Source organism: Micromonospora sp. NPDC004540, assembly GCF_040610095.1.
GTDB lineage: Bacteria > Actinomycetota > Actinomycetes > Mycobacteriales > Micromonosporaceae > Micromonospora.
Genome location: NZ_JBEXLR010000091.1, coordinates 1 through 21,472 on the forward strand (window position 1 = coordinate 1; position 21,472 = coordinate 21,472).

General features: G+C 73.8%; 20 protein-coding genes. 14 read left to right on the top strand and 6 right to left on the bottom strand.

Annotation, left to right across the window (positions count from 1 at the left end; translation table 11 throughout):
* Positions 1-117: 117 nt before the first annotated feature.
* Positions 118-1,155 carry an aminotransferase class V-fold PLP-dependent enzyme gene (locus ABZV78_RS24865; RefSeq protein ID WP_355642232.1) on the top strand — a complete coding sequence of 346 codons (1,038 nt, stop codon included), beginning with the start codon at positions 118-120 and terminating at the stop codon, positions 1,153-1,155.
* A 46-nt stretch (positions 1,156-1,201) separates the two neighbouring features.
* Here ABZV78_RS24865 and ABZV78_RS24870 read toward each other — a convergent pair whose 3' ends face one another.
* Positions 1,202-2,374, bottom strand: coding sequence for an acyl-CoA dehydrogenase family protein (locus tag ABZV78_RS24870; RefSeq protein WP_355642234.1), 1,173 nt, complete (start codon positions 2,372-2,374; stop codon positions 1,202-1,204).
* Between the two features lie 266 nt (positions 2,375-2,640).
* Between ABZV78_RS24870 and ABZV78_RS24875 the strand changes: the two genes are divergently transcribed.
* The 3 genes from ABZV78_RS24875 to ABZV78_RS24885 are packed head-to-tail and all read left to right on the top strand — an operon-like array spanning position 2,641 to position 5,852.
* A complete protein-coding gene (locus tag ABZV78_RS24875; RefSeq protein WP_355642236.1) occupies positions 2,641-3,294 on the top strand; it encodes a TetR/AcrR family transcriptional regulator C-terminal domain-containing protein in 654 nt (217 codons plus the stop codon).
* 42 nt (positions 3,295-3,336) lie between these two features.
* On the top strand, positions 3,337-4,779 hold the full coding sequence (locus ABZV78_RS24880) for an aldehyde dehydrogenase family protein (protein WP_355642238.1): 1,443 nt from the start codon (positions 3,337-3,339) through the stop codon (positions 4,777-4,779).
* Positions 4,776-5,852, top strand: coding sequence for a zinc-binding dehydrogenase (locus ABZV78_RS24885; RefSeq protein WP_355642240.1), 1,077 nt, complete (start codon positions 4,776-4,778; stop codon positions 5,850-5,852). The genes ABZV78_RS24880 and ABZV78_RS24885 overlap by 4 nt, the downstream gene beginning before the upstream one ends.
* On the opposite strand, the gene ABZV78_RS24890 is transcribed toward ABZV78_RS24885, so the two are convergent.
* A complete protein-coding gene (locus tag ABZV78_RS24890; protein WP_355642242.1) occupies positions 5,836-6,774 on the bottom strand; it encodes a TetR/AcrR family transcriptional regulator C-terminal domain-containing protein in 939 nt (312 codons plus the stop codon). The two genes, ABZV78_RS24885 and ABZV78_RS24890, sit on opposite strands and share 17 nt — an antisense overlap.
* 159 nt (positions 6,775-6,933) lie before the next feature.
* Between ABZV78_RS24890 and ABZV78_RS24895 the strand changes: the two genes are divergently transcribed.
* The 6 genes from ABZV78_RS24895 (at position 6,934) to ABZV78_RS24920 (ending at position 12,996) form a co-directional block, all read left to right on the top strand.
* The gene (locus tag ABZV78_RS24895; protein ID WP_355642244.1) at positions 6,934-8,133 is read left to right on the top strand and encodes an FAD-dependent monooxygenase; all 1,200 of its coding nucleotides are present in this window, start codon (positions 6,934-6,936) and stop codon (positions 8,131-8,133) included.
* 218 nt (positions 8,134-8,351) lie between these two features.
* Complete coding sequence (locus tag ABZV78_RS24900; RefSeq protein ID WP_355642246.1) at positions 8,352-9,113, top strand: ABC transporter ATP-binding protein; 762 nt, start codon at positions 8,352-8,354, stop codon at positions 9,111-9,113.
* Entirely contained in the window at positions 9,100-9,792 is a 693-nt protein-coding gene (locus ABZV78_RS24905; RefSeq protein WP_355642248.1) for an ABC transporter ATP-binding protein, read from the top strand. Before ABZV78_RS24900 ends, ABZV78_RS24905 begins: the two co-directional genes overlap by 14 nt.
* A 48-nt stretch (positions 9,793-9,840) precedes the next feature.
* Complete coding sequence (locus tag ABZV78_RS24910) at positions 9,841-11,091, top strand: ABC transporter substrate-binding protein (protein WP_355642250.1); 1,251 nt, start codon at positions 9,841-9,843, stop codon at positions 11,089-11,091.
* 7 nt (positions 11,092-11,098) lie between these two features.
* Positions 11,099-11,980 (top strand): branched-chain amino acid ABC transporter permease, encoded by an 882-nt coding sequence (locus ABZV78_RS24915; RefSeq protein WP_355642251.1) that lies wholly within the window; start codon positions 11,099-11,101, stop codon positions 11,978-11,980.
* Entirely contained in the window at positions 11,977-12,996 is a 1,020-nt protein-coding gene (locus tag ABZV78_RS24920; RefSeq protein ID WP_355642252.1) for a branched-chain amino acid ABC transporter permease, read from the top strand. Before ABZV78_RS24915 ends, ABZV78_RS24920 begins: the two co-directional genes overlap by 4 nt.
* Before the next feature lie 79 nt (positions 12,997-13,075).
* On the opposite strand, the gene ABZV78_RS24925 is transcribed toward ABZV78_RS24920, so the two are convergent.
* Positions 13,076-13,633: a TetR family transcriptional regulator gene (locus ABZV78_RS24925; RefSeq protein WP_355642254.1), complete on the bottom strand. Its 558-nt coding sequence runs from the start codon at positions 13,631-13,633 to the stop codon at positions 13,076-13,078.
* A gap of 55 nt (positions 13,634-13,688) precedes the next feature.
* Between ABZV78_RS24925 and ABZV78_RS24930 the strand changes: the two genes are divergently transcribed.
* From ABZV78_RS24930 to ABZV78_RS24940, 3 genes are all read left to right on the top strand, one after another.
* Complete coding sequence (locus ABZV78_RS24930; protein WP_355642256.1) at positions 13,689-14,750, top strand: FAD-dependent monooxygenase; 1,062 nt, start codon at positions 13,689-13,691, stop codon at positions 14,748-14,750.
* A gap of 127 nt (positions 14,751-14,877) precedes the next feature.
* Positions 14,878-16,443, top strand: a complete 1,566-nt coding sequence (locus ABZV78_RS24935; RefSeq protein WP_355642258.1) for an MFS transporter — start codon at positions 14,878-14,880, stop codon at positions 16,441-16,443.
* An 11-nt stretch (positions 16,444-16,454) separates the two neighbouring features.
* Positions 16,455-17,063, top strand: a complete 609-nt coding sequence (locus ABZV78_RS24940; RefSeq protein WP_355642260.1) for a TetR/AcrR family transcriptional regulator — start codon at positions 16,455-16,457, stop codon at positions 17,061-17,063.
* A 426-nt stretch (positions 17,064-17,489) separates the two neighbouring features.
* On the opposite strand, the gene ABZV78_RS24945 is transcribed toward ABZV78_RS24940, so the two are convergent.
* From ABZV78_RS24945 to ABZV78_RS24955, 3 genes are all read right to left on the bottom strand, one after another.
* Positions 17,490-17,846, bottom strand: coding sequence for a hypothetical protein (locus ABZV78_RS24945; RefSeq protein WP_355642262.1), 357 nt, complete (start codon positions 17,844-17,846; stop codon positions 17,490-17,492).
* Between the two features lie 441 nt (positions 17,847-18,287).
* On the bottom strand, positions 18,288-20,207 hold the full coding sequence (locus tag ABZV78_RS24950; protein WP_355642264.1) for a helix-turn-helix domain-containing protein: 1,920 nt from the start codon (positions 20,205-20,207) through the stop codon (positions 18,288-18,290).
* Between the two features lie 14 nt (positions 20,208-20,221).
* Positions 20,222-21,004, bottom strand: coding sequence for a 3-hydroxybutyrate dehydrogenase (locus tag ABZV78_RS24955; RefSeq protein ID WP_355642266.1), 783 nt, complete (start codon positions 21,002-21,004; stop codon positions 20,222-20,224).
* Between the two features lie 168 nt (positions 21,005-21,172).
* Here ABZV78_RS24955 and ABZV78_RS24960 point away from each other — a divergent pair, with 168 nt between their 5' ends.
* A complete protein-coding gene (locus ABZV78_RS24960; protein ID WP_355642268.1) occupies positions 21,173-21,454 on the top strand; it encodes a DUF1905 domain-containing protein in 282 nt (93 codons plus the stop codon).
* Positions 21,455-21,472 lie beyond the last annotated feature (18 nt).

Genomic DNA, 21,472 nt, shown 5'->3' on the forward strand with positions numbered 1-21,472 from the left:
CCGCCGGCCGGCGGCTCGTCCTCGTCCAGCATGGTCGCCTCGTCGAACGGGCGCTGCCCGCTGAGCACGGCCTGGGCCTCGTCCCGGTCGCCGATGATGATCGTTAGCGTCGGTGGCATGGACCTGGAACAGGCGCAGAAGCTGTGGCAGCCGGAGGCCGGCTGGCTGAACACCGCCACCTACGGGCTGCCGCCCGACCCGGCCTGGGCGGCGGTGCAGGACGTGCTCGCCGACTGGCGGGCAGGACGGGTCTCCTTCGAGGGCTGGGGCGAGTCGGTCGGCCGGGCCCGCGCCGCGTTCGCCCGGCTGGTCGGGGTGGCCCCGGCGGACGTGGCGATCGGCAGCACGGCCTCGCAGCTGCTCGCCCCGGTGGCCGCCGCGCTGCCGGCGGGCGCCACGGTGGTCGTCCCGGAGGTGGAGTTCACCTCCAACCTCTTTCCCTGGCTGGTGCAGGAGGAGCGGGGCGTGCGGGTCCGCACCGTGCCGCTGGCCGGTCTGGTCGACGCGATCGACGCCGACACCGACCTGGTCGCCTTCAGCCTCGTGCAGTCCTCGGACGGCACCGTCGCCCCGTACGAGACGATCGTCGCGGCGGCCCGGGCGCACGGCGCCCTCGTCGCGGTAGACGCCACGCAGGCCGCGGGCTGGCTGCCCTTCGACGCCGCGCTGGCCGACGTGGTCGCGGTGGCGGCGTACAAGTGGTTGATGGCCCCGCGCGGCGCGGCGTTCGCCTACCTGGCCCCGGCGCTGCGCGAGCGGCTGCGTCCCGACGCGGCCGGCTGGTACGCGGGCCGGGATCCCCAGTCGTCCTACTACGGCCCGCCGCTGCGGCTGGCCGAGGACGCCCGGCGGTTCGACATCTCGCCGGCCTGGTTCAGCTACGTCGGCGCGGCGCCCGCCCTGGAGCTGCTCGCCGAGATCGGGTTGCCCGCCGTGCACGCCCACGACGTGGCGCTGGCCAACCGGTTCCTGGCCGGACTCGGCCGGCCCCCCGGCGACAGCGCGATCGTCGCCGTCGAGGTGCCGGACGCGCAGGAGAAGCTGGCCCGGGCCGGGGTGCGCGCGGCGGTCCGCGCCGGACGGGTCCGCGCCTCGTTCCACCTCTACACCACGGAGGACGACGTCGACCGGGCCGTGGCGGCGCTGGCCGGCTGAGCAGGGGCGCGCCCGCCCCGGGACCGGGCGGGCGCACCCCCGGGACTCAGGCCAGGTGGCCGCCGATCTTCGTGTAGCCGCGCAGCAGGTCGCGGGAGATGATCAGCCGCTGCATCTCGTCGGTGCCCTCGAAGATCCGGTACAGCCGCACCTGCCGGTACCAGCGCTCGATCGGCAGTTCCCGGGTGTAGCCCATGCCGCCGTGGATCTGGAGGACCCGGTCGACCACCCGGTTGACCATGCCGGCGCCGTAGAGCTTGCCCATCGACGAGGCGTGCCGCGGGTCCAGGCCCTGGTCGACCGTCCACGCCGAGCGCAGCACCAGCCAGCGGGCCGCCTCCAGCTCGGTCTCCGAGTCGGCGATCATCCACTGGATCGCCTGGTTGGTGCCGATCTTCGCGCCGAAGGTCTCCCGGGTGTTGGCGTGGTCGATCGCCATCTGCAGGGCCCGCTCGGCGATGCCGATGGCATGCGAGGGGATGGTGTAGCGGCCCTTCCCGATCCACTCCATGCCGAGCGTGAAGCCCTGGCCGATCTCCCCGAGGATGTTGCGGTGCGGCACGCGGACGCCGTCGAAGATCAGCGACGCCGGCCCGCCCTCGCCCATGGTCTGGATGAACTCCGACCGCCAGCCCATCGCCCGGTCCACCAGGAACGCGGTCGCGCCGCCGTTGCGGGCGCCCTTCTCCGGGTCGGTCACCGCCACCACGATGGCGAAGTCGGCGTCGTTGCCGTTGGTGATGAACGTCTTCTCGCCGTCGAGGACCCAGTCGTCGCCGTCGCGGCGGGCGCGCAGCTTGATGTTCGCGGCGTCCGAGCCGGCGCCCGGCTCGGTGATCGCGAAGCAGGAGATCCGTTCCCCCTCGATGGTGGGGAGGAGGAACTCGCGCTTCTGCTCGTCGGTGGCGTGGAACAGGATGTTGTCCGCCTCGCCGCCGAAGCGGAACGGCACGAACGAGCGGCCCAGCTCGGTCCAGATCAGCGACTGGAGCACCGCGGGCAGGTCCATCCCGCCGTACTCCTCGGGGGTGGCCAGGCCCCAGAAGCCGAACTTCTTCGCCTTGAGCTGCAACTCGCGCAGCTCGGAGCGGTCCAGGCCAGGCTGGTGGGCGCGCTCGCGGCGCAGCACCTCCTGCTCCAGCGGCAGCACCTCGCGGGTGACGAAGGCGCGCACGGTGTCCCGGACGGCCCGTTCCTCGTCGGACAGTGCGAAGTCCACGATGCTCCCTCGTTTCGGCGTGGCAGTGGATGGCGGAGTCGGTGACGACTCCGCCCTTGGAGATCGCCGCGGGCGGCGGCGGTCGCCCTTAAACTAGCGGTGTAAGTTTTCATCCGTCCAGACCCCTCCTCCGACCGTCGCGGTGAGGTTTGGCGGCGGTGCCCCGGTTAGGGTGCGTGAGCAGGTGTTTCCAACGGGGGGAGGCGGCGTGGCGGGATTCGACCGGGCGCGCGGCGGCGGCCTCGGCCCGGCGCGGGTGGCCTGACATGCCGCGTCCCCGCCAGGCCCTGCTCAACCGGGACCGGATCGTCGAGACCGCGCTCGCGCTGATCGACGCCGACGGGCTCGGCGCGCTCTCCACCCGGCGGCTGGCCGCCGCGCTCGGCGTGCAGGGCCCCTCGCTCTACAACCACTTCGCCACCAAGGACGAGATCCTCGACGCGGTGGCCGACAGCGTCACGGCGACCGTCGACGTCAGCGTCTTCGACCGCCACGACTGGGTCGAGGCGCTGCGCCGCTGGGCCCGGTCCTATCGGGCGGCGCTGGCCGCGCACCCGAACATCGTTCCCTACCTGGCGCAGGGGCCGGGCCGGCGACCGGCCGCGCTGGCCATGGCCGACGCCGTCTACGGCGCCCTGGTGCGGGCGGGCTGGCCGCCGGCCCGGGCCACCCACATCGGCGCCGCGCTGCGCTACTTCGTGGCCGGCTCGGCGCTCGGCTCGTTCGCCCGCGGCTTCGTCGAGGACCCCGAGTTGTATGCGGCCCATCCGCACCTCAAGCAGGCCCATCGGCTGCGCGGCCACCAGCGCAGCGTCGACGAGGGCGCGTTCACCCTCGGCCTCGACGCGTTGCTGCACGGCCTGGCGGCCGAGTACGCCCGGACGGTCACCCCCCTGGAACCGGCCACGGGTCCGGAGTAGCGTCAAAACTTCCAGCGCTAGTTTCCGCCCGGGAAGGACGACATGGATCTCGCCGACGCGCCCCCCGCCCTGCTGGTCCGCCGCCATCTGCACGTCGCCGGGGACTGGGTCGACCCGGCGGACGGCGAGACGATTCCGGTCGAGAACCCGGCCACCGGGGAGATCGTCGGGCAGGTCCCCGCCGGGACCGCAGCCGACGTGGACCGGGCCGTCGCCGCCGCCCGGGCTGCCTTCCCCGGCTGGGCCGCCACCGCCCCGGCCGAGCGGGCCGCCCACCTCGACCGGCTGCACGCCGCGCTCGCCGCCCGGGCCGACGAGATCGCCCGCACCGTGGCCCTCGAACTGGGCACCCCGCTCAAGCTCGCCACCCGGGTGCAGGCCGGCCTGCCGCTCACCGTGCTGCGCACCATGGTCGACCTGGCCGCGAGCCCGCCGGCCGAGCGGACCGTCGGCAACTCCCTCGTGGTCCGCGAGCCGGTGGGTGTGGTCGGCGCGATCACCCCGTGGAACTACCCGCTGCACCAGGTGGTCGCCAAGGTGGCCCCGGCCCTGGCCGCCGGCTGCACGGTGGTGCTCAAGCCCAGCGAGCTGACCCCGCTCACCGCGTACCTGCTCTTCGACGCGGTCACCGAGGCCGGGCTGCCGCCCGGGGTGGTCAACCTGGTGCCCGGCACCGGGCCGGTGGTCGGCGAGGCGCTCGCCGCCCACCCCGACGTCGACCTGGTCTCGTTCACCGGCTCCACGGCCACCGGCCGGCGGATCGCCCACCTGGCCGCCGACCGGATCGCCCGGGTCGCCCTGGAACTCGGCGGCAAGTCGGCCAACGTGATCCTCGCCGACGCCGACCTGCTCACCGCCGTCAAGGTCGGCGTCGGCAACGCGCTGCTCAACTCGGGCCAGACCTGCACCGCCTGGACCCGGATGCTGGTCCACCGCGACCGCTACGCCGAGGCGCTGGACCTGGTCGCGGCGGCCGTCGCCGGCTACCGGCTGGGCGACCCGTTCGACCCGGCCACCCGGCTCGGCCCGCTGGTCTCCGCCACCCAGGCCGAGCGGGTCCGCGGGCACGTCGACCGGGCCCTCGCCGACGGCGCCCGGCTCGTCGCCGGCGGCCCGGACGCGCCGCTGCCGCCGCGCGGGCACTTCGTCGCCCCCACCGTCCTCGCCGACGTGCACCCGGACAGCGCCCTCGCCCAGGAGGAGGTCTTCGGCCCGGTGCTCGCGGTCATCCCGTTCGCCGACACCGACGAGGCGGTCGCCATCGCCAACAACTCCCGGTACGGGCTGGCCGGCGCGGTCTGGTCCGCCGACGAGGAGGCGGCGCTCGCCGTGGCCCGGCGGCTGCGTACCGGCCAGGTGGACGTCAACGGCGGCGCGTTCAACCCGCTCGCCCCGTTCGGCGGCTACAAGCAGTCCGGCCTCGGCCGCGAACTGGGCGGCTACGGCGTCGAGGAGTTCACCGAGCTGAAGGCGATCCAGCGGTGAGAGCGCTCGTGGTCCGCGGCCGGGGCGCCACCCCGGCCGTCGAGGAGGTACGCCTGCCCGACCCCGGCCCCGGCGAGATGCGGGTCCGGATCCGGGCCGCCGGCATCTGCCACTCCGACCTGGCCATGGTGGACGGCACCGTGACGCCCGCGTACCCGCTGGTGCTGGGGCACGAGGCGACCGGCGTGGTGGCCGAGGCCGGCCCCGGCACCCGGCTGGCCGTCGGCACGCCCGTGGTGCTCAACTGGGCGCCCGCCTGCCGCGCCTGCTGGCACTGCCGGCACGGCGAGCCCTGGCTCTGCACCGCCAACACCGGGCCCTCGGTGCCCCGTGGGGAGACCGCCGACGGCGGCCCGCTCCAGGTCACCCTGGGTCTCGGCGCGCTCGCCGAGGAGGTGGTGGTGCCCGAGCGGGCCGCCATCGCGGTTCCCGCCGGCCTGCCGCCGGAGCAGGCCGCGCTGCTCGGCTGCGCGGTGCTCACCGGCACCGGCGCGGTCCGCAACACCGCCCGGGTCGCCCCCGGCGAGTCGGTCGCGGTGATCGGCCTGGGCGGGGTCGGCCTCGCCGTGCTCACCGCCGCCCGGCGGGCCGGCGCGGGCCCGATTCTCGCCGTCGACGTGGCCGAGGCCAAGCGGGACCTCGCCCTCGCCGCCGGGGCCACCGACTTCCTCCGCTCCGACGACACCCTGGCCAAGGAGGTGCGGGCGCGCACCGAGGGTCGGGGCGTCGACCACGCCTTCGAGTGCGTCGGCCGGTCCGTCACCATCCGGGCCGCCTGGCGCTGCACCCGGCGCGGGGGAGCGGTCACCGTGGTCGGCATGGGCGCCAGGGACGACCTGCTCAGCCTGTCGGCGTTGGACATCTTCCACTCGGCCCGCACCCTGCGCTCCTCGGTCTACGGCTCGTCCGACCCGGACCGGGAGGTGCCGGAGCTGGCCGGCGCGCTGGCCGACGGCAGCCTGGACCTGGCGCCGCTGGTCAGCGGCACCCTCCCGCTGGCCGAGGCGCCCGCGGCGCTGGACCGGCTGGCCCGCGGCGAGGGCGCCCGCTGGGTGGTCACGTTCCCGGACTGACCTCCGGGCCGGGCCCGCCCTCGATCAGCGCGGCGATGCCGTCGAGCAGCCGGCGCAGGCCGAAGTCGAAGACGGTCTCCAGGTCCACGTCGACGCCGCCGGCGGTCAGGGCGTCCATCGTGGCCAGCCCGCCGCCGGCCATCATCTGCTGGAAGGTGGCCTGCTGCCGGTCGACCCACTGATCGTGGGTGAGGCCGGTGTCCTGCACCGCCTGCGCGCCCATCTCCAGGTTCGTGGCGATGCCCTTCACGTAGGCCATCAGGGTGATCGCCACGTGCCAGCGCACCTGCCGGTCCAGGCCGAGGCCGGCGGTGGCCCGCAGGGCCCGGTCGGTGTGCGCCATGCCGTGCGGCAGCGGCTGCGGCCGGGCGATCGAGATGACGTGCGGCGCCCAGCGGTGCCGCCGGTAGACGGCCCACTGCGCCCGGGCGAGCAGGTCCAGCCGGGCGCGCCACCCGACCGGCTCGGTGGCCGGCAGCGGGGCGTCGGCCAGCACCGCGTCGGCCATCGCCAGGATCAGCTCGTCCCGGCCGCGCACGTGCCGGTAGAGCGACATGGTGGCCACGCCCAGCTCGGCGGCGATCTGCCGCATGGACACCGCGGCCAGGCCGCCGGAGTCCGCCAGCGCGACCGCGGTGCGCAGCGCCCGCTCCCGGCTCAGCTCCGGCTCCGGCCGCGCCGACTCCCGCCGTGGCTCGGCGACCACGGTGCCGGCGCCCGGACGGGTCAGCACCAGCCCCTCGGCGCGGAGCAGGGCGAGCACCCGGGTCGCGGTGGCGATGGCCACGCCATGCTCGCGGGTGAGCTGCCGGGCCGAGGGCACCCGGTCGCCGGGCCGCAGCTCGCCCAGGTCGATCCGGCGGCGGATCTCCGCGGCGATCCGCCGGTACGGCGGCTCCGGACCCTGACCGCGCTGCGACATCCCGACCACCTCCGCTGCGGAGCGTACTAGTACACCGGGGCCGCCGGGCTGGCCGGACCGGGCAGCGTACTAGGTCGCCGGCAGCGCCCGGGGCACGCCGGACCTTAGCGTCCTCCCGGCACCGGATGGACGGTGTACGCGCGAACTCGGGAGACCATCATGAACGACAGGACCGTGCTCATCTCCGGCGCCGGCGTGGCCGGCCCCGCCCTCGCCTTCTGGCTGCGCCGGCACGGCTTCGCTGTGACCGTGGTGGAACGCGCCCCCGGGCTACGACCCGGCGGCCAGGCGGTCGACGTGCGGGGGACCGCCCGCGAGGTGGTCGACCGGATGGGCCTGACCGCCCGGGTCCGCGCCGAGGCCCTCCGGGAGAAGGGCATGGCGTACGTGGACGAGCGGGGCGAGGTGCGCGCCCGGCTGCCGGTGCACGCCTTCGGCGGGGAGGGCATCGTCGCCGACCTCGAGATCGAGCGCGGCGACCTGGCCCGGCTGCTGTACGAGGCGACCCGGGACGACGTCGAGTACCTCTTCGACGACTCGATCGAGACGCTGGCGCAGACCGGGGACGGGGTGCGGCTCACCTTCGCCCACTCCGCCCCGCGCACCGTCGACCTGGTGGTCGGCGCGGACGGCTCGCACTCCCGCACCCGGGCGCTCGCCTTCGGCCCCGAGTCGGCGTACGTCCGGCCGCTCGGCGCGTACCTGGCCTACTTCTCCACCCCGCACCGGGACGCGACCGGCTGGTTCCTGCTGCACAACGCGCCCGGCGGCCGGGTGGTCGGCACCCGCCCCACCCGCGACGGCCGGACCGCCGCGCTCTTCAGCTTCCGCTCGCCGGAACTCGACGTGGACCGGCGGGACCGGACCGCACAGCAGCGGCTGCTCGCCGAACGCTTCGCCGACGTCGGCTGGCGCGCCGCCGAGCTGCTGGCCGCCGCACCGGAGGCCGGCGACTTCTACTTCGACCGGTACGGCCAGGTGCGGATGGAGCGGTGGAGCGCCGGGCGGGTGGCGCTGCTCGGCGACGCCGCCTGGTGCCCGTCCCCGCTCACCGGGCAGGGCACCAGCCTCGCGCTGGTCGGGGCGTACCTGCTGGCCGGCGAGCTGGCCGCGGCGCGGGGCGACCACGCGCGCGCCTACCGCCGCTACGAGGAGCTGCTGCGGCCGCACGTGACCCGCGGCCAGGAGATCCCCGGCGGGGGCATCGCCGGTTTCCTGCCGGCCAGCCGGACCGCGATCCGGATGCGCGACGCGTCGATGCGGGCCATGACCTCCCGCCCGCTGCGCGGGCTCGCCACCCGGCTCTTCTTCAGCAAGGCCGACGGGTTCGACCTGCCGGAGTACGCGACAGTCCGGTGACGGTGGCGCACCACATGTCGACGGCCGACGATTCGTCGGGATGCCCACGTTCGGGCCCGCCCCCTATGGTGGGCGGGCCCGCCCCAACCGGGGCGAATGTGTGGGGGATCGACATGGCTCGACTCTGCCGGTGCGCCGTAGGTTTCCTGCACGCGTCGGCCCTGTGACCCCGGTCACCGACCTGGCCGGCGTGGGACGGACCTGCGGAGGGTGAGGCGATGGCCGGGCAAGCGATCCTGTCGGCCCGTGGGCTGACCCGGGACTTCCGGGGCTTCCGGGCGGTCGACGGGGTCGACCTCGACGTGGCGCCGGAGACCGTGCACGCCCTGGTGGGGCCGAACGGCGCCGGCAAGACCACCCTGTTCAACCTGCTCACCGGATTCCTGCCGCCCAGCGCCGGCCGGATCGAGCTGGCCGGCCGGGACGTCACCGGCCTGCCCCCGGAACGGGTCGCCCGGCTCGGCGTGGCCCGCTCCTTCCAGATCACCAGCCTCTTCCCGCAGCTGGGCGCGCGGGAGCACGTCGAGCTGGCCCTCCAGTCGGCCAGCGGGCTGGGCTGGCGGTTCTGGCGCTCGGCCAAGCTGATGCGCCGCTACCGGGACCGGGCCGACGAACTGCTGGCCATGGTCGGCCTCGCCGAGCTGGCCGAGGCCCCGGCCGAGGCCCTCGCGTACGGGCGCAAGCGCGCCCTGGAACTGGCCATCGCACTCGCCCTCGACCCGAAGGTGCTGCTGCTCGACGAGCCCACCGCCGGGATGGGGCTGGAGGACGTGGACCGCACCGTCGACCTGATCGCCCGGGTCCGCGAGGGCCGGACCGTGGTCATGGTCGAGCACAACATGAGCGTGGTGGGCCGGCTCGCCGACACGGTCACCGTCCTCCAGGCCGGCAAGGTCCTGGTCGAGGGGCCGTACGAGCAGGTCCGCGCCGACGAGCGGGTCATCACCGCCTACCTGGGAGCCGCGGATGCTGCGCATTGAGAACCTCTCCGCCTGGTACGGCGAGGCCCAGGTGCTGCGGGAGGTGAGCCTGGAGGTGGCCGCCGGCGAGGTGGTCACCCTGGTGGGGCGCAACGGCGCCGGCAAGTCCACCCTGCTGCGTTCCGTCATGGGGCTGCACCCGGGCCAGCGCGGCACGGTCAGCTTCGGTGACCGGGACGTCACGAGGCTGCCGGCGTACAAGCGGGCGCGGCTCGGGCTCGGCTGGGTCCCCGACGACCGGGGCGCGTACGCCACCCTGACCGTCACCGAGAACCTGACCCTGCCGCCCCGGGTCGGCCCCGACCCGTGGCCGCTGGAGCGGGTGTACGAGGCGTTCCCCGCCCTCTACGCCCGGCGCGACTCGGCGGCCACCATGCTCTCCGGCGGCGAGCAGCAGATGCTCGCCCTGGCCCGGGTGCTGCGGATGGGCGCCCGGCTGCTGCTCTGCGACGAGCCCACCGAGGGCCTGTCCCCACTGCTCGTGCAGCAGGTCGGTGACCTGCTGCGGGAGGCCAAGCAGCACGGCGTGACCGTGCTGCTGGTCGAGCAGAACCTGCACTTCGCCACCGGCGTCGCCGACCGGCACTACCTGCTGGCCGAGGGACGGATCGCGGAGGCGATGGACAACTCCGAGGTGCGCTCGCGGGAGCGCGAGCTGCTGGCGTACCTGGGGATCTGACAAACGACGGCTGACCCGCGCGGACCGCGCGGTACGGAAGGATTCGACATGCGCAGGAGCGTGGGTGTGGTCGCCGCCTCGGCGGCGGCGGTGCTGGTCGCGGGCTGTGGCGGTGGTGGGCCGCAGTCCGGCGGCGACCAGAAGCTGAGCGGCGACAAGATCGTGCTGGGTGTGCTCAACGACCAGTCCGGGGCCTACTCGGAGCTGTCCGGGCGCAACTCGGTCAAGGCCGTGGAGATGGCCATCGCCGACTTCAAGGCCAAGTACGGCGACAAGGCCGTCACCAAGAACATCAGCGTGGAGACGGCCGACCACCAGAACAAGCCGGACGTGGCCAACAGCAAGGCCCAGGAGATGTACGACCGCAAGGGCGTCGACGCCATCCTCGACGTGCCGACCTCGTCGGCCGCGCTCAAGGTCGCCGACGTGGCCAAGGAGAAGAAGAAGCTCTACTTCAACATCGGCGCGGCGACCACCGACCTGACCGGCAAGAGCTGCAACAAGTACACGTTCCACTACGCGTACGACACCTACATGCTGGCCCACGGCACCGGCACGGTGACCACCGAGCAGGTCGGCAAGAACTGGTACATCCTCTACCCGAACTACGCCTTCGGGCAGGACATGGAGAAGAGCTTCTCCGCCGCCATCACCGCCGCGGGCGGGCAGGTCGTCGGCAAGGACGGCGCGCCGTTCCCGAACACCAGCGGCGACTACTCCTCGTTCCTGCTGAAGGCCCCGACGCTGAACCCGAAGCCGCAGGTGCTCGGCACCATGCAGGCCGGCGCCGAGCTGGTCAACGTGGTCAAGCAGTACAACGAGTTCAAGCTGCGGGACAAGGGCGTCGGGCTGGCCGTGGGCCTCATGTTCATCACCGACATCCACTCGCTGACCCCGGCCGCGCTCGCCGGCACCACCTACACCGACGCCTGGTACTGGAACTTCGACCAGCAGAACCGGGAGTGGGCCGACAAGTTCCAGAAGGAGACCGGCACCCGGCCGTCCTTCGCCCACGCGGCCAACTACTCCGCCGCCATGCAGTACCTGGAGGCCGTGCAGGCCGCCGGCACCGACGACGCGGACACCGTGGTCAAGGGCCTGGAGGGCAAGGAGGTCAACGACCTCTTCCTGCGCAACGGCAAGATCCGCGCCGAGGACCACCGGGTCATCCACGACGCCTACCTGGCCCAGGTGAAGCCGCAGGCCGAGGTCGGCGAGCCGTGGGACTACGTGAAGATCCTCAAGACCATCCCGGCGGCCGAGGCGTTCCGTACGCCGTCGTCGGACTGCAAGATGTGACGAGCTGATGTCGGGCTTCCTGCAGAACACGTTCAACGGGCTGGTGGGCGGGGCGTTCTACGCCCTGCTCGCCCTCGGGCTCGCGGTCATCTTCGGCATGCTCCGGGTGGTGAACTTCGCCCACGGCGCCTTCTACATGCTCGGCGCCTTCGGGGCGTACGTGTTGCTCGCCGAGGCGGGCGTGCCGTTCTGGGCCGCGTTGGTGATCATGCCGCTGGCGCTGGGCCTGCTCGGCATGGTGCTGGAGCGGGCGGTGATCCACCGGCTGACCCGGCTCGACCCGCTCTACAACTTCCTGCTCACCTTCGGCCTCACGCTGATCCTGCAAGACCTGGTGAAGTCCCGGTACGGCGTGCAGTCCAGCCCGTACGCCACCCCGGCCGAGCTGAGCGGGACGGTCGACTTCGGACTCTTCGACTTCCCCACCTACCGGGTCTTCATCCTGGGCTTCACCGTGCTGCTCTGCGCCGCGGTCTGGTGGGTGCTCGGCCGGACCCGGGTCGGCATGGTGGTCCGGGCCGCCACCGAGCGCCCCGAGCTGACCCGGGCCTTCGGCATCGACGTGGGGAAGTGGGTCACCCCGGTGTTCGGCTTCGGCATCGCCCTGGCCGGGCTGGCCGGGGTGCTCGCCGCCCCGATGCGGGCGGTGAACCCGCTCATGGGCGCCGACCTGATCATCGTGGTCTTCGCGGTCGTGGTGATCGGCGGGCTCGGCTCGATCTTCGGCTCGGTCGCCGCCGGCTTCGGCATCGGCCTGATCCAGGCCTGGGGCGAGGCGTACCTGTCGGAATTCCCGATCGTGTCGCAGACCGTCGTGTTCGTGGTGATGGCCGCGGTGCTGCTCTGGCGGCCGGCCGGCCTGTTCGGCCGTGAGGAGGCACCGGCATGACGAGTGCCGTCGACACCCCCGCCGAGGAGTCGGCCCGTCGCACGCCGCCGTCCGGGCTGCTCACCGTCGCCCGGGCGCCCGGCTGGGTCCGGTACGCGCTGCTCGCCGCCGGCCTGATCGTGGCGCTCTGGCTGCCGAACGGGCTCTACCCGGCGGTGGCCGTGGACATCCTGTGCTGGGCGCTCTTCGCCGTCTCGGTGGACCTGCTGCTCGGCTTCACCGGGCTCATGTCCTTCGGGCACGCCGCGTTCTGGGGCACCTCGGCGTACGTGACGGGGCTGGTGGCGATCCATGCCGGCCTGCCCTTCCCGGCGGCCGTGCTGGCCGGCGCCCTGGCCGCGGCGCTGCTCGCGCTGCCGATCGGCTATCTCGCGGTCAAGCGCACCGGCATCTACTTCGCCATGGTCACCCTGGCCTTCGCCCAGATGGTCTACTACGTGGCCAACGAGTGGCGCTCGGTCACCCAGGGCGAGAACGGCCTCCAGGGCGTGCCCCGCGAGTTCTTCGGCGCCGACCTCTCCGACGACTACTACTTCTACTACGCGATCCTGCCGATCGTGCTGCTCGGCCTGCTCGCCGCCTGGCGGATCGTGCACTCGCCGTTCGGCCGGGTGCTGGTCGGCATCCGGGACAACCCGGCCCGGGCCCGCGCGCTCGGCTACCCGGTGCACCGCTACAAGCTGACCGCGTTCGTCCTCTCCGGCTTCCTGGCCGGGCTCGGCGGCGGGCTCTTCGCGGTCGGCCACCGGTTCGTCTCCCTGGACGTGCTGCACTGGACCACCTCCGGCAAGGCGGTCATCGTGGTGGTGCTCGGCGGCATCGGCACCCTCTGGGGTGGCGTGCTCGGGGCGGCCCTGGTGGTCCGCCTGGAGGACTGGCTGTCGTTCTCCGGCTTCGAGGCCATCGGCCTGGTCACCGGCGGCATCTTCGTCCTCGTCGTGCTGCTGTTCCGGCGGGGCATCTGGGGCACGATCGCCCACCTGGCCCGGCGCTGGCGAGCCACCCGCCGCGGCTGAGCTCACCGGACGTGCCCCCGGGGTGGCGGAGTGCCGCCCGGGGGCACGTCGCGTGCCGACCCGGTCGACCAGCGCCGGCTCAGCCCGGCAGGATGCCGCGGAGCAGGGCGGCGACGGCCGACTCCGGGTCGAAGTCCTCCTCGGGGCAGGCCAGCTCGTTGCTGAACAGCCCGTCGACGAGGGCGAGCAGCATCCGGAAGTGGGCCGGCGGGTCGGCCGAGCCGAGCCCGGCGAGCAGCGGCAGCCCCCACGCGGCGAGCCGTTCCCGGCCGGCGGCGATCGCCCCGCGCAAGGCCGGCTGGACGGCCGCCTCGACGAAGAGCGCGTGCCGGGCCAGCGTGACCACTCGGCCCTCGCCGACGAGCTGCCGGATCAGCCGACCGAGCACGCCGACGAAGGCGTCCACGTCGCCCGGCGGCAGGTCCGCGGCGAGCCGTTGCCAGGCCACCGTCTCGACCTCCACGAGCCGGTCGAACACCCCGGCCACGAGAGCGTCGCGGGTGCGGAACTGGTTGGAGGCGGAGCCCTCCGGCAGGCCCGCCTCGGCGTCGACCGCGCGGTGGGTGAGCTGCCGCAGGCCCCGGGTGCCGAGCACCCGGATGGCCGCGTCGAGCAGGAGCTGTCGCCGGTCCGTCACAGCGGACAGACTACAGCCGTAGTGGCGGCGACTACATCTGTAGTACGGTGCCGGCATGGGCGGGCGCGCGGTGGTGGTCGGTGGCGGAATCGGTGGGTTGGCGGCGGCGCTCGGGCTGCGGGCCGCCGGCTGGGAGGTGACCGTCCTGGAGCGGTCCGCGGCGCTGCCCGCGACCGGCACCGGCCTCGGCATCTGGCCGGCCGCGCTGCGCGCCCTGGACACCCTCGGGGTCGGGGCGGAGGTGCGGCGGGCCGGGCGCCCGCAGGCCGGCGGGGCCTTCCGGCGGCCCGACGGCAGCCGGATCGCCACCCTCGACGTCGACCGGCTGGCCCGGCGGCACGGCGAGCCGGTGCACCTGGTCACCCGCCCGGTGCTGCTCGCCGTGCTGGCCGGCGCGCTGCCCGCCGACGTGGTGCGCTTCGGTGCGCCGGTCGCCGACCCGGGCGCCCTGGTCGAGGCGTACGACCTGGTGGTCGGGGCGGACGGGATCAACAGCACGGTGCGCGCCGCGTTGCACGGCGACCGCTACCCGCTGCGCTACGCCGGCACGGTGGCCTGGCGCGGCGTGGCCGACGTCGAGGTCGCGGAGGGCGGCGAGACCTGGGGGCGGGGGCGCAAGTTCGGCCTGACCCCGGCGGGCCCGGGGCGGACCAACTGGTACGCCGCGGTGGCCCGGCCCGAGGGTCGCCCGGCGCCGGCCGACGACCGGGCGGAGTTGCGCCGGCTCTTCGGCGACTGGCACGAGCCGATCCCGCGGCTGCTCGACGCACTCGATCCGGCGGGGATCCTGCGGCACGAGGTCCGCGACCTGACCCCGTTGCCGTCCTACGTGTCCGGTCGGGTGGCGCTGCTCGGCGACGCCGCCCACGCCATGACCCCCGACCTCGGGCAGGGCGCCTGCCAGGCGCTGATCGACGCGGTGGCGCTGGCCGACTGCCTGCGCGACGCCGACGATCCGGCCGCCGCGCTCCGGGCGTACGACCGGCGCCGCCGCCGGCCGGCCCAGCGGATCGCGGCGGGGGCCCGGTGGGCGGGGCGGCTCTCCCAGGCGCGCCGGCTGCTGCCGGCCCGGGACGCGCTGCTCCGCCTGGCCCTGGCCGCCGGCCCGCCCGGCTGAGCGCGGTGAGCTGGGACACAAACGATACGAACCGGTTCCGTATCGAAACACTCTCACCTACGCTCGGCAGCGTTACGAGTCTGTCCCGTATCGTATTTGACGCGGGTGAGTCGGGGGGAGAACCCGAGTGGAACCGCACGAGAACACCGGACACCCGAGGAGGTGGGCGATCCTGGGGGTGCTGGTGATCAGCCTCCTCGTGGTCGTCCTCGACAACACGATCCTCAACGTCGCCCTGCGTACCCTCGCCGACCCGGTGCACGGCCTCGGGGCCAGCCAGGGCGAGCTGGAGTGGGCGATCAACTCCTACACCCTGGTCTTCGCCGGGCTGCTGTTCACCTTCGGCGTCCTCGGCGACCGTCTCGGCCGCAAGCGCTTCCTGATGGTCGGCCTGGCCCTGTTCGGGCTGGCCTCGCTGCTCTCCGCCTACGCCCAGGACCCGGGCCAGCTCATCGCCACCCGCGCGCTGATGGGGGTCGGCGGCGCGGCCATCATGCCGGTGACCCTGTCGATCATCTCCAACGTCTTCGACCCCCGCGAGCGGGCCAAGGCGATCGGCGTCTGGGCCGGCGCGGTCGGCCTGGCCGTGGCCATCGGCCCGGTGCTCGGGGGCGCCCTGCTGGAGCACTACTGGTGGGGCTCGGTCTTCCTGATCAACGTGCCGGTCGTGGTGCTCGGCGTGGTGCTCGTCGCCGCCCTCGTCCCGGAGTCCCGCGACCCCCGGCCGGGCCGGGTCGACCTGCTCGGCGTGCTGCTCTCCGTCGTCGGCCTGGTCGCCCTCACCTACGGCATCATCGACGGCGGCGAGCACGGCTTCGACCGGTCGCGGGTGTGGGTGTCGATCATCGGCGGGCTCGCGGTGCTCGGCTGGTTCGTCGCGCACGAGCTGCGCAGCGACCACCCGTCGCTCGACGTCCGGCTGTTCCGGGTGCCCCGGTTCGCCGCCCCGGTGGCGCTGGTCGGCCTGGTCTTCTTCGCCGCCATGGGCGTGATGTTCTTCGGCGCGTTCTACCTCCAGCTGGTCCGCGGCTACAGCCCGCTGGAGAGCGGCCTGCTCTTCCTGCCCTTCGCGGCCGCCCAGCTGATCTTCGCGCCGCGCAGCGCCGCCATGGTCCGCCGCTACGGCGGCCGGGCGGTCGCCGGGGTCGGGCTGCTGCTTACCGCCGCCGCGCTCGGGGCGTTCGTGTTCATCGACGCGGACACCCCGATCTGGATCTTCTCGGCGCTGGGCTTCGTGCAGGGGGCCGGGATGGCCAACATCATGCCGCCCGCCACCGAGTCGATCATGTCGGCGCTGCCCCGGGAGAAGGCCGGTGTCGGCTCGGCGGTGAGCAACACCGTCCGCCAGGTGGCCGGCGCGCTCGGCGTGGCGGTGCTCGGCTCGGTGCTCTCCGCGGTCTACCGCAACGACGTGGCCTCGACCGTGTCCGCCCTGCCCGCCCCGGTCCGTGACGCGGCCCAGGAGTCGATCTCCGGGGCGTACGCCGTCGCCGGCCGGCTCGGGGCCGGCGCGCCCCGGCTCATCGACGCGGCGAACGACTCGTTCGTCGCGGCGATGCACTGGGCGGCGGGAGTCTCGGCCCTGGTGGCGCTGCTCGGCATGATCATCGTGCTGCGCTGGATGCCGGGCCGCCCGGTGATCGAGACCGACGCGCAGCCGGCCACCGAGCCGGAGTTGGCCGGGACCGCGTAGGTTCGGGGACAATGTCTGACATGACTTCGACGGCTGATGCTCCGCGGTCGCCCGGGCGACCGCGGAGCGTCCGCGCGGACGAGGCGATCGTGGAGGCCACCCTCGACCTGCTCGCCGAGGGCAGCACCATCGAGGCGCTCTCCATCGAGGCGATCGCCGCCCGCGCCGGTGTGGGCAAGGCCACCATCTACCGCCGCTGGTCCGGCAAGGACGCGCTGCTGCTGGACGCGCTGCGCCGGCTCAAGGGCGTCCCGCCCCGGACCGGCGGGCGTTCGGTCCGCGACGATCTGGTGCTGCTGGTCGGCGCCGTGGGCCAGCACGTCGACCCGCGGGTCCGCAAGATCATGCCGTGCCTGGTGCCCGAGGTGAGCCGCAGCTCGGCCCACCGACAGGCCTACGAGGCGATCATCGAGCCCCGGCGCCAGGCGATGCGCGAGGTGCTGCGCCGCGCGGTGGACAGCGGGGAGCTGCGCGCCGACCTCGACGTCGAGCTGGCCATGGCGCTGCTCACCGCGCCGATGCTGGCCCAGCGGATGCTGCACTGGCACCCCGAGCTGGACGAGCGGATCCTGCCCGAGCGGATCGTGGACGCCGTCCTGGACGGCCTGCGCGCCCGCTGACCCCGCAGGTTCGACGGGTCAGCGGGCGCCACCCGTGGGGCTCGCCGCCCAGGCCAGGCGCAGCTTCCAGCCCGCCATGAGCCGGGTCGGCCCTGGACCAGCACCAGGTCGCGGGGACTCCTGGCACATTCGGTTCACCACCCTCGCGTTGGCTGCCCTCGCCGTCCCGGGATCTGCCCGCCCCACCTCAACCTCGAGCTCTGGCCATGAAACCGAAACGGCGGCTGCCGTGGCAGGGAATCGACAACGTAGGGCGACGGCCGGGTGGTGGAAGATTTGAAGGAGAGGCCACCCCCGATATAGGGGATAGCCTCTCCTCGGCGCACTCACGCTCAGTTAACTAGCGATTTTCCTCAAGAAATGTCCGCAACATTCGACGCATTACGACGTGACCGCAGGGCTGTCCAATGCGACCATATTGCCACCCTACAGAGTGTAAGTCCTGCAGGAAGAGTTGCCGATGGGCTGGTCCTCGCAAATGGAGAACCCGAGGACGTCGCCGCTGAACGTTCTGTTCCCGCAGCCGGCGGCCGAGCCATTGCCGTCGCCGACCGTGTTGCCGCCCGTGCTGCCCCTGACAATGAAGGTGGCATATACGCCGTTGCCGTCCTTCTCGATGTCGCACACCTCGACCCACCGGCGGTCAGCGCCTACCCCCGCGTAGTCGCTCCCCTCGTATCCGCGGAAGTAAGAAGCCGCTTGGGCCGGCACTGAGGCGATTAGCACGAACGCTCCCGCGCCTGCAAGCACCGAGGCGACCCGGCGGCCAGTGAACTTGCTCATACTGTGTCTCCTTTGGACAGTGGACAGTGGACTCACGTCGGTGTGACGCAGCCACGGAATCATAACCACCACTCTCTCGGTGATCAATGGGTGCAGCGGAATCGGCAGTATTGGACTGGTGTCCGCTGGGCGACCTTGAACCGGTAATCCACATGGCGTATCTTGGAGCGGGCGGTGTATACGAATCTCGATTTGGCGCGTCGGCTCAGCCGACGATTGTGGCCGCCGATAGTCGCGGTCGTTGAGGGTGAGTACCGCACGGCAGCGAACTCGGCCTTGATTCAGCCCAGTCAGGACGCATAGGCCGGCAAGAATACCACCTCGCCCGGTTGGTCGTACCCGGCGCGGACCTGGGGTGGTTATGCGGGGAGAAGTTGTCCAGAACCACAGATCGCCGACGGTGTCCTGGACGGACTCCCCGCCCGGTGAGTCGGGCGCGGTTCAGCCGGCGGGCGTACGCAGCCGGTGCAGGCGCAGGGCGAGCTGCACCTCCAGGGCGCGCTCCGGCTTCTGCCAGTCCGCGCCGAGCAGCTGACCGACCCGCTCCAACCGCTGGGTCACCGTGTTGACGTGCACATGCAGCAGCTCCGCCGCCCGGGCCAGGCTGCCACCCACCCCGAAATACGCCTCCAGCGTCTTCACCAGCGCGGTGCCCCGCCGGGCGTCGTAGTCGACCACCGGCCCCACCGTCGCGGTGAGGAAGCGGGCCACGTCCCGGTCACCCGAGTCGCCGACCGCGCCCAGCAGCAACCCCACGAAGCCCAGCTCGGCGGTGCTCGCCCCCTGCCCGGCCCGGCCCAGCGCGCCCAGCGCGGTCAGGCACCGCTCCGCCTCGGCGAACGTGGTGGCCAACGAGGCCGGGCCGGTCGACGGCCCGCTCGCCCCGGCGGTCACCGGCCGGCCGGTCACCCGCGACAGGTCCCGGGCCACCGCCCGTGCCGCACCGCCCGCGTCCTGACCGGGCAGCATGAGCACCACCCGCCCGTCGCGCGCCGCCGCCAGCCCGCCCCGCGTCGAGGCGTACGTGGTGGCCCAGGAGAACACCCGCTGCCGGGCCGAGCCGGTGGCGGCGATCGCGTCGTCGCCGACCGCCACCAGCACGTGCGGGGCGTCCAGGTCCACGCCGAGCCGGCGGGCCCGGCTGCGCAGCGCGTCGGTGTCCCGCAGCGGCCGGGCGATCAGGTCGTCCAGCAGCTCGCCGCGGACCCGCCCCTCCGCCTCGGCCACCGTCCGGCGGAACAGCAGCAGCAGCGCCGTGACCAGCGCCGCCCGCTCCAGGATCCGCTGGTCGGCGTCGACCAGCTCGCCGTCCGGGCGCAGCACCAGCGCGCCCAGGTTCTCCGCGCCGGCCACCACGGCGGCATACCAGAGCGGGCCCCGGCGGACGCTGCGCCCCTCGGTCCGGGAGGCGGCCACCGCCTCGACGATGTCCGCCCGGTCCGGCTCCTCGATCTCGCCCACCCGGGCCAGCCGCCGTCCCTCGGCGTCCAGCGCCAGCAGCGCCCCGCCGAGCACCTCGGTGACCGCCGCCGCCACGTCCTCCATCCCGCCGCCGCGCACCACCAGGGCGGTCATCCGGTCGTGGGCGGCGGCGGCCCGCTCCACCGAGCTGCTGTGCGCCCGGATCGTGCTGTTCGCCGCCGACAGCTCCTCCAGCGCCGACCGGGTCTCGGCCAGCAGCCGGGCGGTGTCGATCGCCACCGCGGCGTGCGCGGCCAGCGAGACCAGCAGTGACACCTCCTCCCGGGCGAACGGCCGGGCGGAGCGGTTGGCCGCGTACAGCACGCCGATCACGCTCGACCCGAGCCGCAGCGGGACGCCCAGGATGGCCACCAGGCCCTCCTCGCCCACCCCGCCGTCGATCTCCCCGGTGTGCTTGAACCGGTCGTCCTCCTGGTAGTTCGAGGTGACGTACGGGGTGCCGGTCTGCGCCACCAGGCCGCCCAGGCCGTCGCCCATCTCCAGCCGCAACCGCTGGAACCGCGCCGAGATCGAGCCGTCGGTGACCCGCATGTAGGTGTCGCCGCGCTCGTCGTCGTTGAGCGTCATGTAGGCCACGTCGGTGCCGAGCAGGATCCGCGCCCGGTGCACGATCGCCCGCAGCACGTCGTCCAGGTCGCGGAGGCCGGCCAGGTCGCTGGCCGTGTCGTACAGGCCGGACAGCTCGGTCTCCCGGCGGCGCCGCCGCTCCAGCAGCCCGCGGACCCGCAGCGCCACCAGCTTCGCCTGCTCCAGCTCGGCGATGCGCTCGGCGGGCAGGCCGGCGGCGCGGGCGGCGACCAGCGGACCCTCGAACTCGACCGCGGCGGCCTCCCGCGCCAGCAGCTCCAGGAACTCGACCGGCGACGACATGACCGACATTGTGCGCGAGGCCACTAGTTGGCCGTCCAGCCCCCGTCGAGGGCGATCGAGGCGCCGGTGATGAACGCCGCGGGCGGCGAGCACAGGTACGCGACCAGCTCGGCCACCTCCTCCGGCTCGATCAGCCGCTTGATCGCCGCCCGGGCCAGCATGATCTTCTCGACCACCTCGTCCTCGCCGATGCCGTGGCTTGCCGCCTGGTCGGCGATCTGGCTCTCCACCAGCGGGGTCCGCACGTACGCCGGGTTGATGCAGTTGGCGGTCACCCCGTGCGCGGCGCCCTCCAGTGCCACCACCTTCGACAGCCCCTCCAGGGCGTGCTTGGCCGAGACGTACGCCGCCTTGTACGGCGAGGCCCGCAGCCCGTGCACCGACGAGATGTTGACGATCCGGCCCCACCCGTTGGCGTACATCCGGGGCAGCGCCCGGCGGATCAGCAGGAACGGCGCCTCCACCATCACCCGCTGGATGTACTCGAAGCGCTCGACGGGGAAGTCCTGCACCGGCGCGACGTGCTGGAGACCGGCGTTGTTGACGACGATGTCCACGTCGACGTCGAGCCGGTCCACCGCCTCCGGGTCGGCCAGGTCGACACCCTCCGCCCGGCCGCCCGCCTCCGCGGCCACCGCCTTGGCCGCCTCCACGTTGCGGTCGACCACCAGCACCGCCGCGCCGGCCGCCGCCAGGCGCAGGGCGCAGGCCCGTCCGATGCCGCTGCCACCACCGGTCACCAGCGCGACGCGACCGGAGAGGTCGACGTGCACGACGTGGGGGACCGCCACGGGTTCTGCCGTCATGGCGCAAGAAGTTACGAGCTGTGTGGCCGGCGGCACATGGGGCGGCGACACATACTCGACCGCTTCAGTGTGTGGCGGGCGCCGCCTCGCGCCGGGCCGGGCCGGCGCCGCGTGTCAGGGGGCCGTGCGACGGTGGCCCGGGTCGGTCCGGACGGAGCGGAGGCGCACATGACGAGGGGGACCACATCGTTCGAGGCGACTCTGCTGCGGTGGTCGGGCTCCGGCGGCTGGGTGTTCGCCCCGGTCCCGGCGGAGCACGCGCCCGACGCGGCGGGCCTGTTCGGCCGGGTGCCGGTGACCGCCACCGTCGACGGCCGCACCTGGTCGACGAGCGTCTGGCGGGACCGGCGGGCCGGCTGGCTGCTGCCCGTCCCGGCCCGGATCCGCGCCGGGAAGGACCACGGCGACCCGGTCACCGTCGCGGTCGAGCTCGACCCGACCCGGCGCTGACCGGACCGCTGGGCGTGT

Bases quoted from the DNA above. Each gene is read 5' to 3' on its own strand.
- ABZV78_RS24865 (WP_355642232.1), top strand. From the start codon at position 118: ATGGACCTGGAACAGGCGCAGAAGCTGTGGCAGCCGGAGGCCGGCTGG.
- ABZV78_RS24875 (WP_355642236.1), top strand. From the start codon at position 2,641: ATGCCGCGTCCCCGCCAGGCCCTGCTCAACCGGGACCGGATCGTCGAG.
- ABZV78_RS24880 (WP_355642238.1), top strand. From the start codon at position 3,337: ATGGATCTCGCCGACGCGCCCCCCGCCCTGCTGGTCCGCCGCCATCTG.
- ABZV78_RS24890 (WP_355642242.1), bottom strand. From the start codon at position 6,774: ATGTCGCAGCGCGGTCAGGGTCCGGAGCCGCCGTACCGGCGGATCGCC.
- ABZV78_RS24895 (WP_355642244.1), top strand. From the start codon at position 6,934: ATGAACGACAGGACCGTGCTCATCTCCGGCGCCGGCGTGGCCGGCCCC.
- ABZV78_RS24900 (WP_355642246.1), top strand. From the start codon at position 8,352: ATGGCCGGGCAAGCGATCCTGTCGGCCCGTGGGCTGACCCGGGACTTC.
- ABZV78_RS24905 (WP_355642248.1), top strand. From the start codon at position 9,100: ATGCTGCGCATTGAGAACCTCTCCGCCTGGTACGGCGAGGCCCAGGTG.
- ABZV78_RS24910 (WP_355642250.1), top strand. From the start codon at position 9,841: ATGCGCAGGAGCGTGGGTGTGGTCGCCGCCTCGGCGGCGGCGGTGCTG.
- ABZV78_RS24915 (WP_355642251.1), top strand. From the start codon at position 11,099: ATGTCGGGCTTCCTGCAGAACACGTTCAACGGGCTGGTGGGCGGGGCG.
- ABZV78_RS24920 (WP_355642252.1), top strand. From the start codon at position 11,977: ATGACGAGTGCCGTCGACACCCCCGCCGAGGAGTCGGCCCGTCGCACG.
- ABZV78_RS24930 (WP_355642256.1), top strand. From the start codon at position 13,689: ATGGGCGGGCGCGCGGTGGTGGTCGGTGGCGGAATCGGTGGGTTGGCG.
- ABZV78_RS24940 (WP_355642260.1), top strand. From the start codon at position 16,455: ATGTCTGACATGACTTCGACGGCTGATGCTCCGCGGTCGCCCGGGCGA.
- ABZV78_RS24945 (WP_355642262.1), bottom strand. From the start codon at position 17,846: ATGAGCAAGTTCACTGGCCGCCGGGTCGCCTCGGTGCTTGCAGGCGCG.
- ABZV78_RS24950 (WP_355642264.1), bottom strand. From the start codon at position 20,207: ATGTCGGTCATGTCGTCGCCGGTCGAGTTCCTGGAGCTGCTGGCGCGG.
- ABZV78_RS24955 (WP_355642266.1), bottom strand. From the start codon at position 21,004: ATGACGGCAGAACCCGTGGCGGTCCCCCACGTCGTGCACGTCGACCTC.
- ABZV78_RS24960 (WP_355642268.1), top strand. From the start codon at position 21,173: ATGACGAGGGGGACCACATCGTTCGAGGCGACTCTGCTGCGGTGGTCG.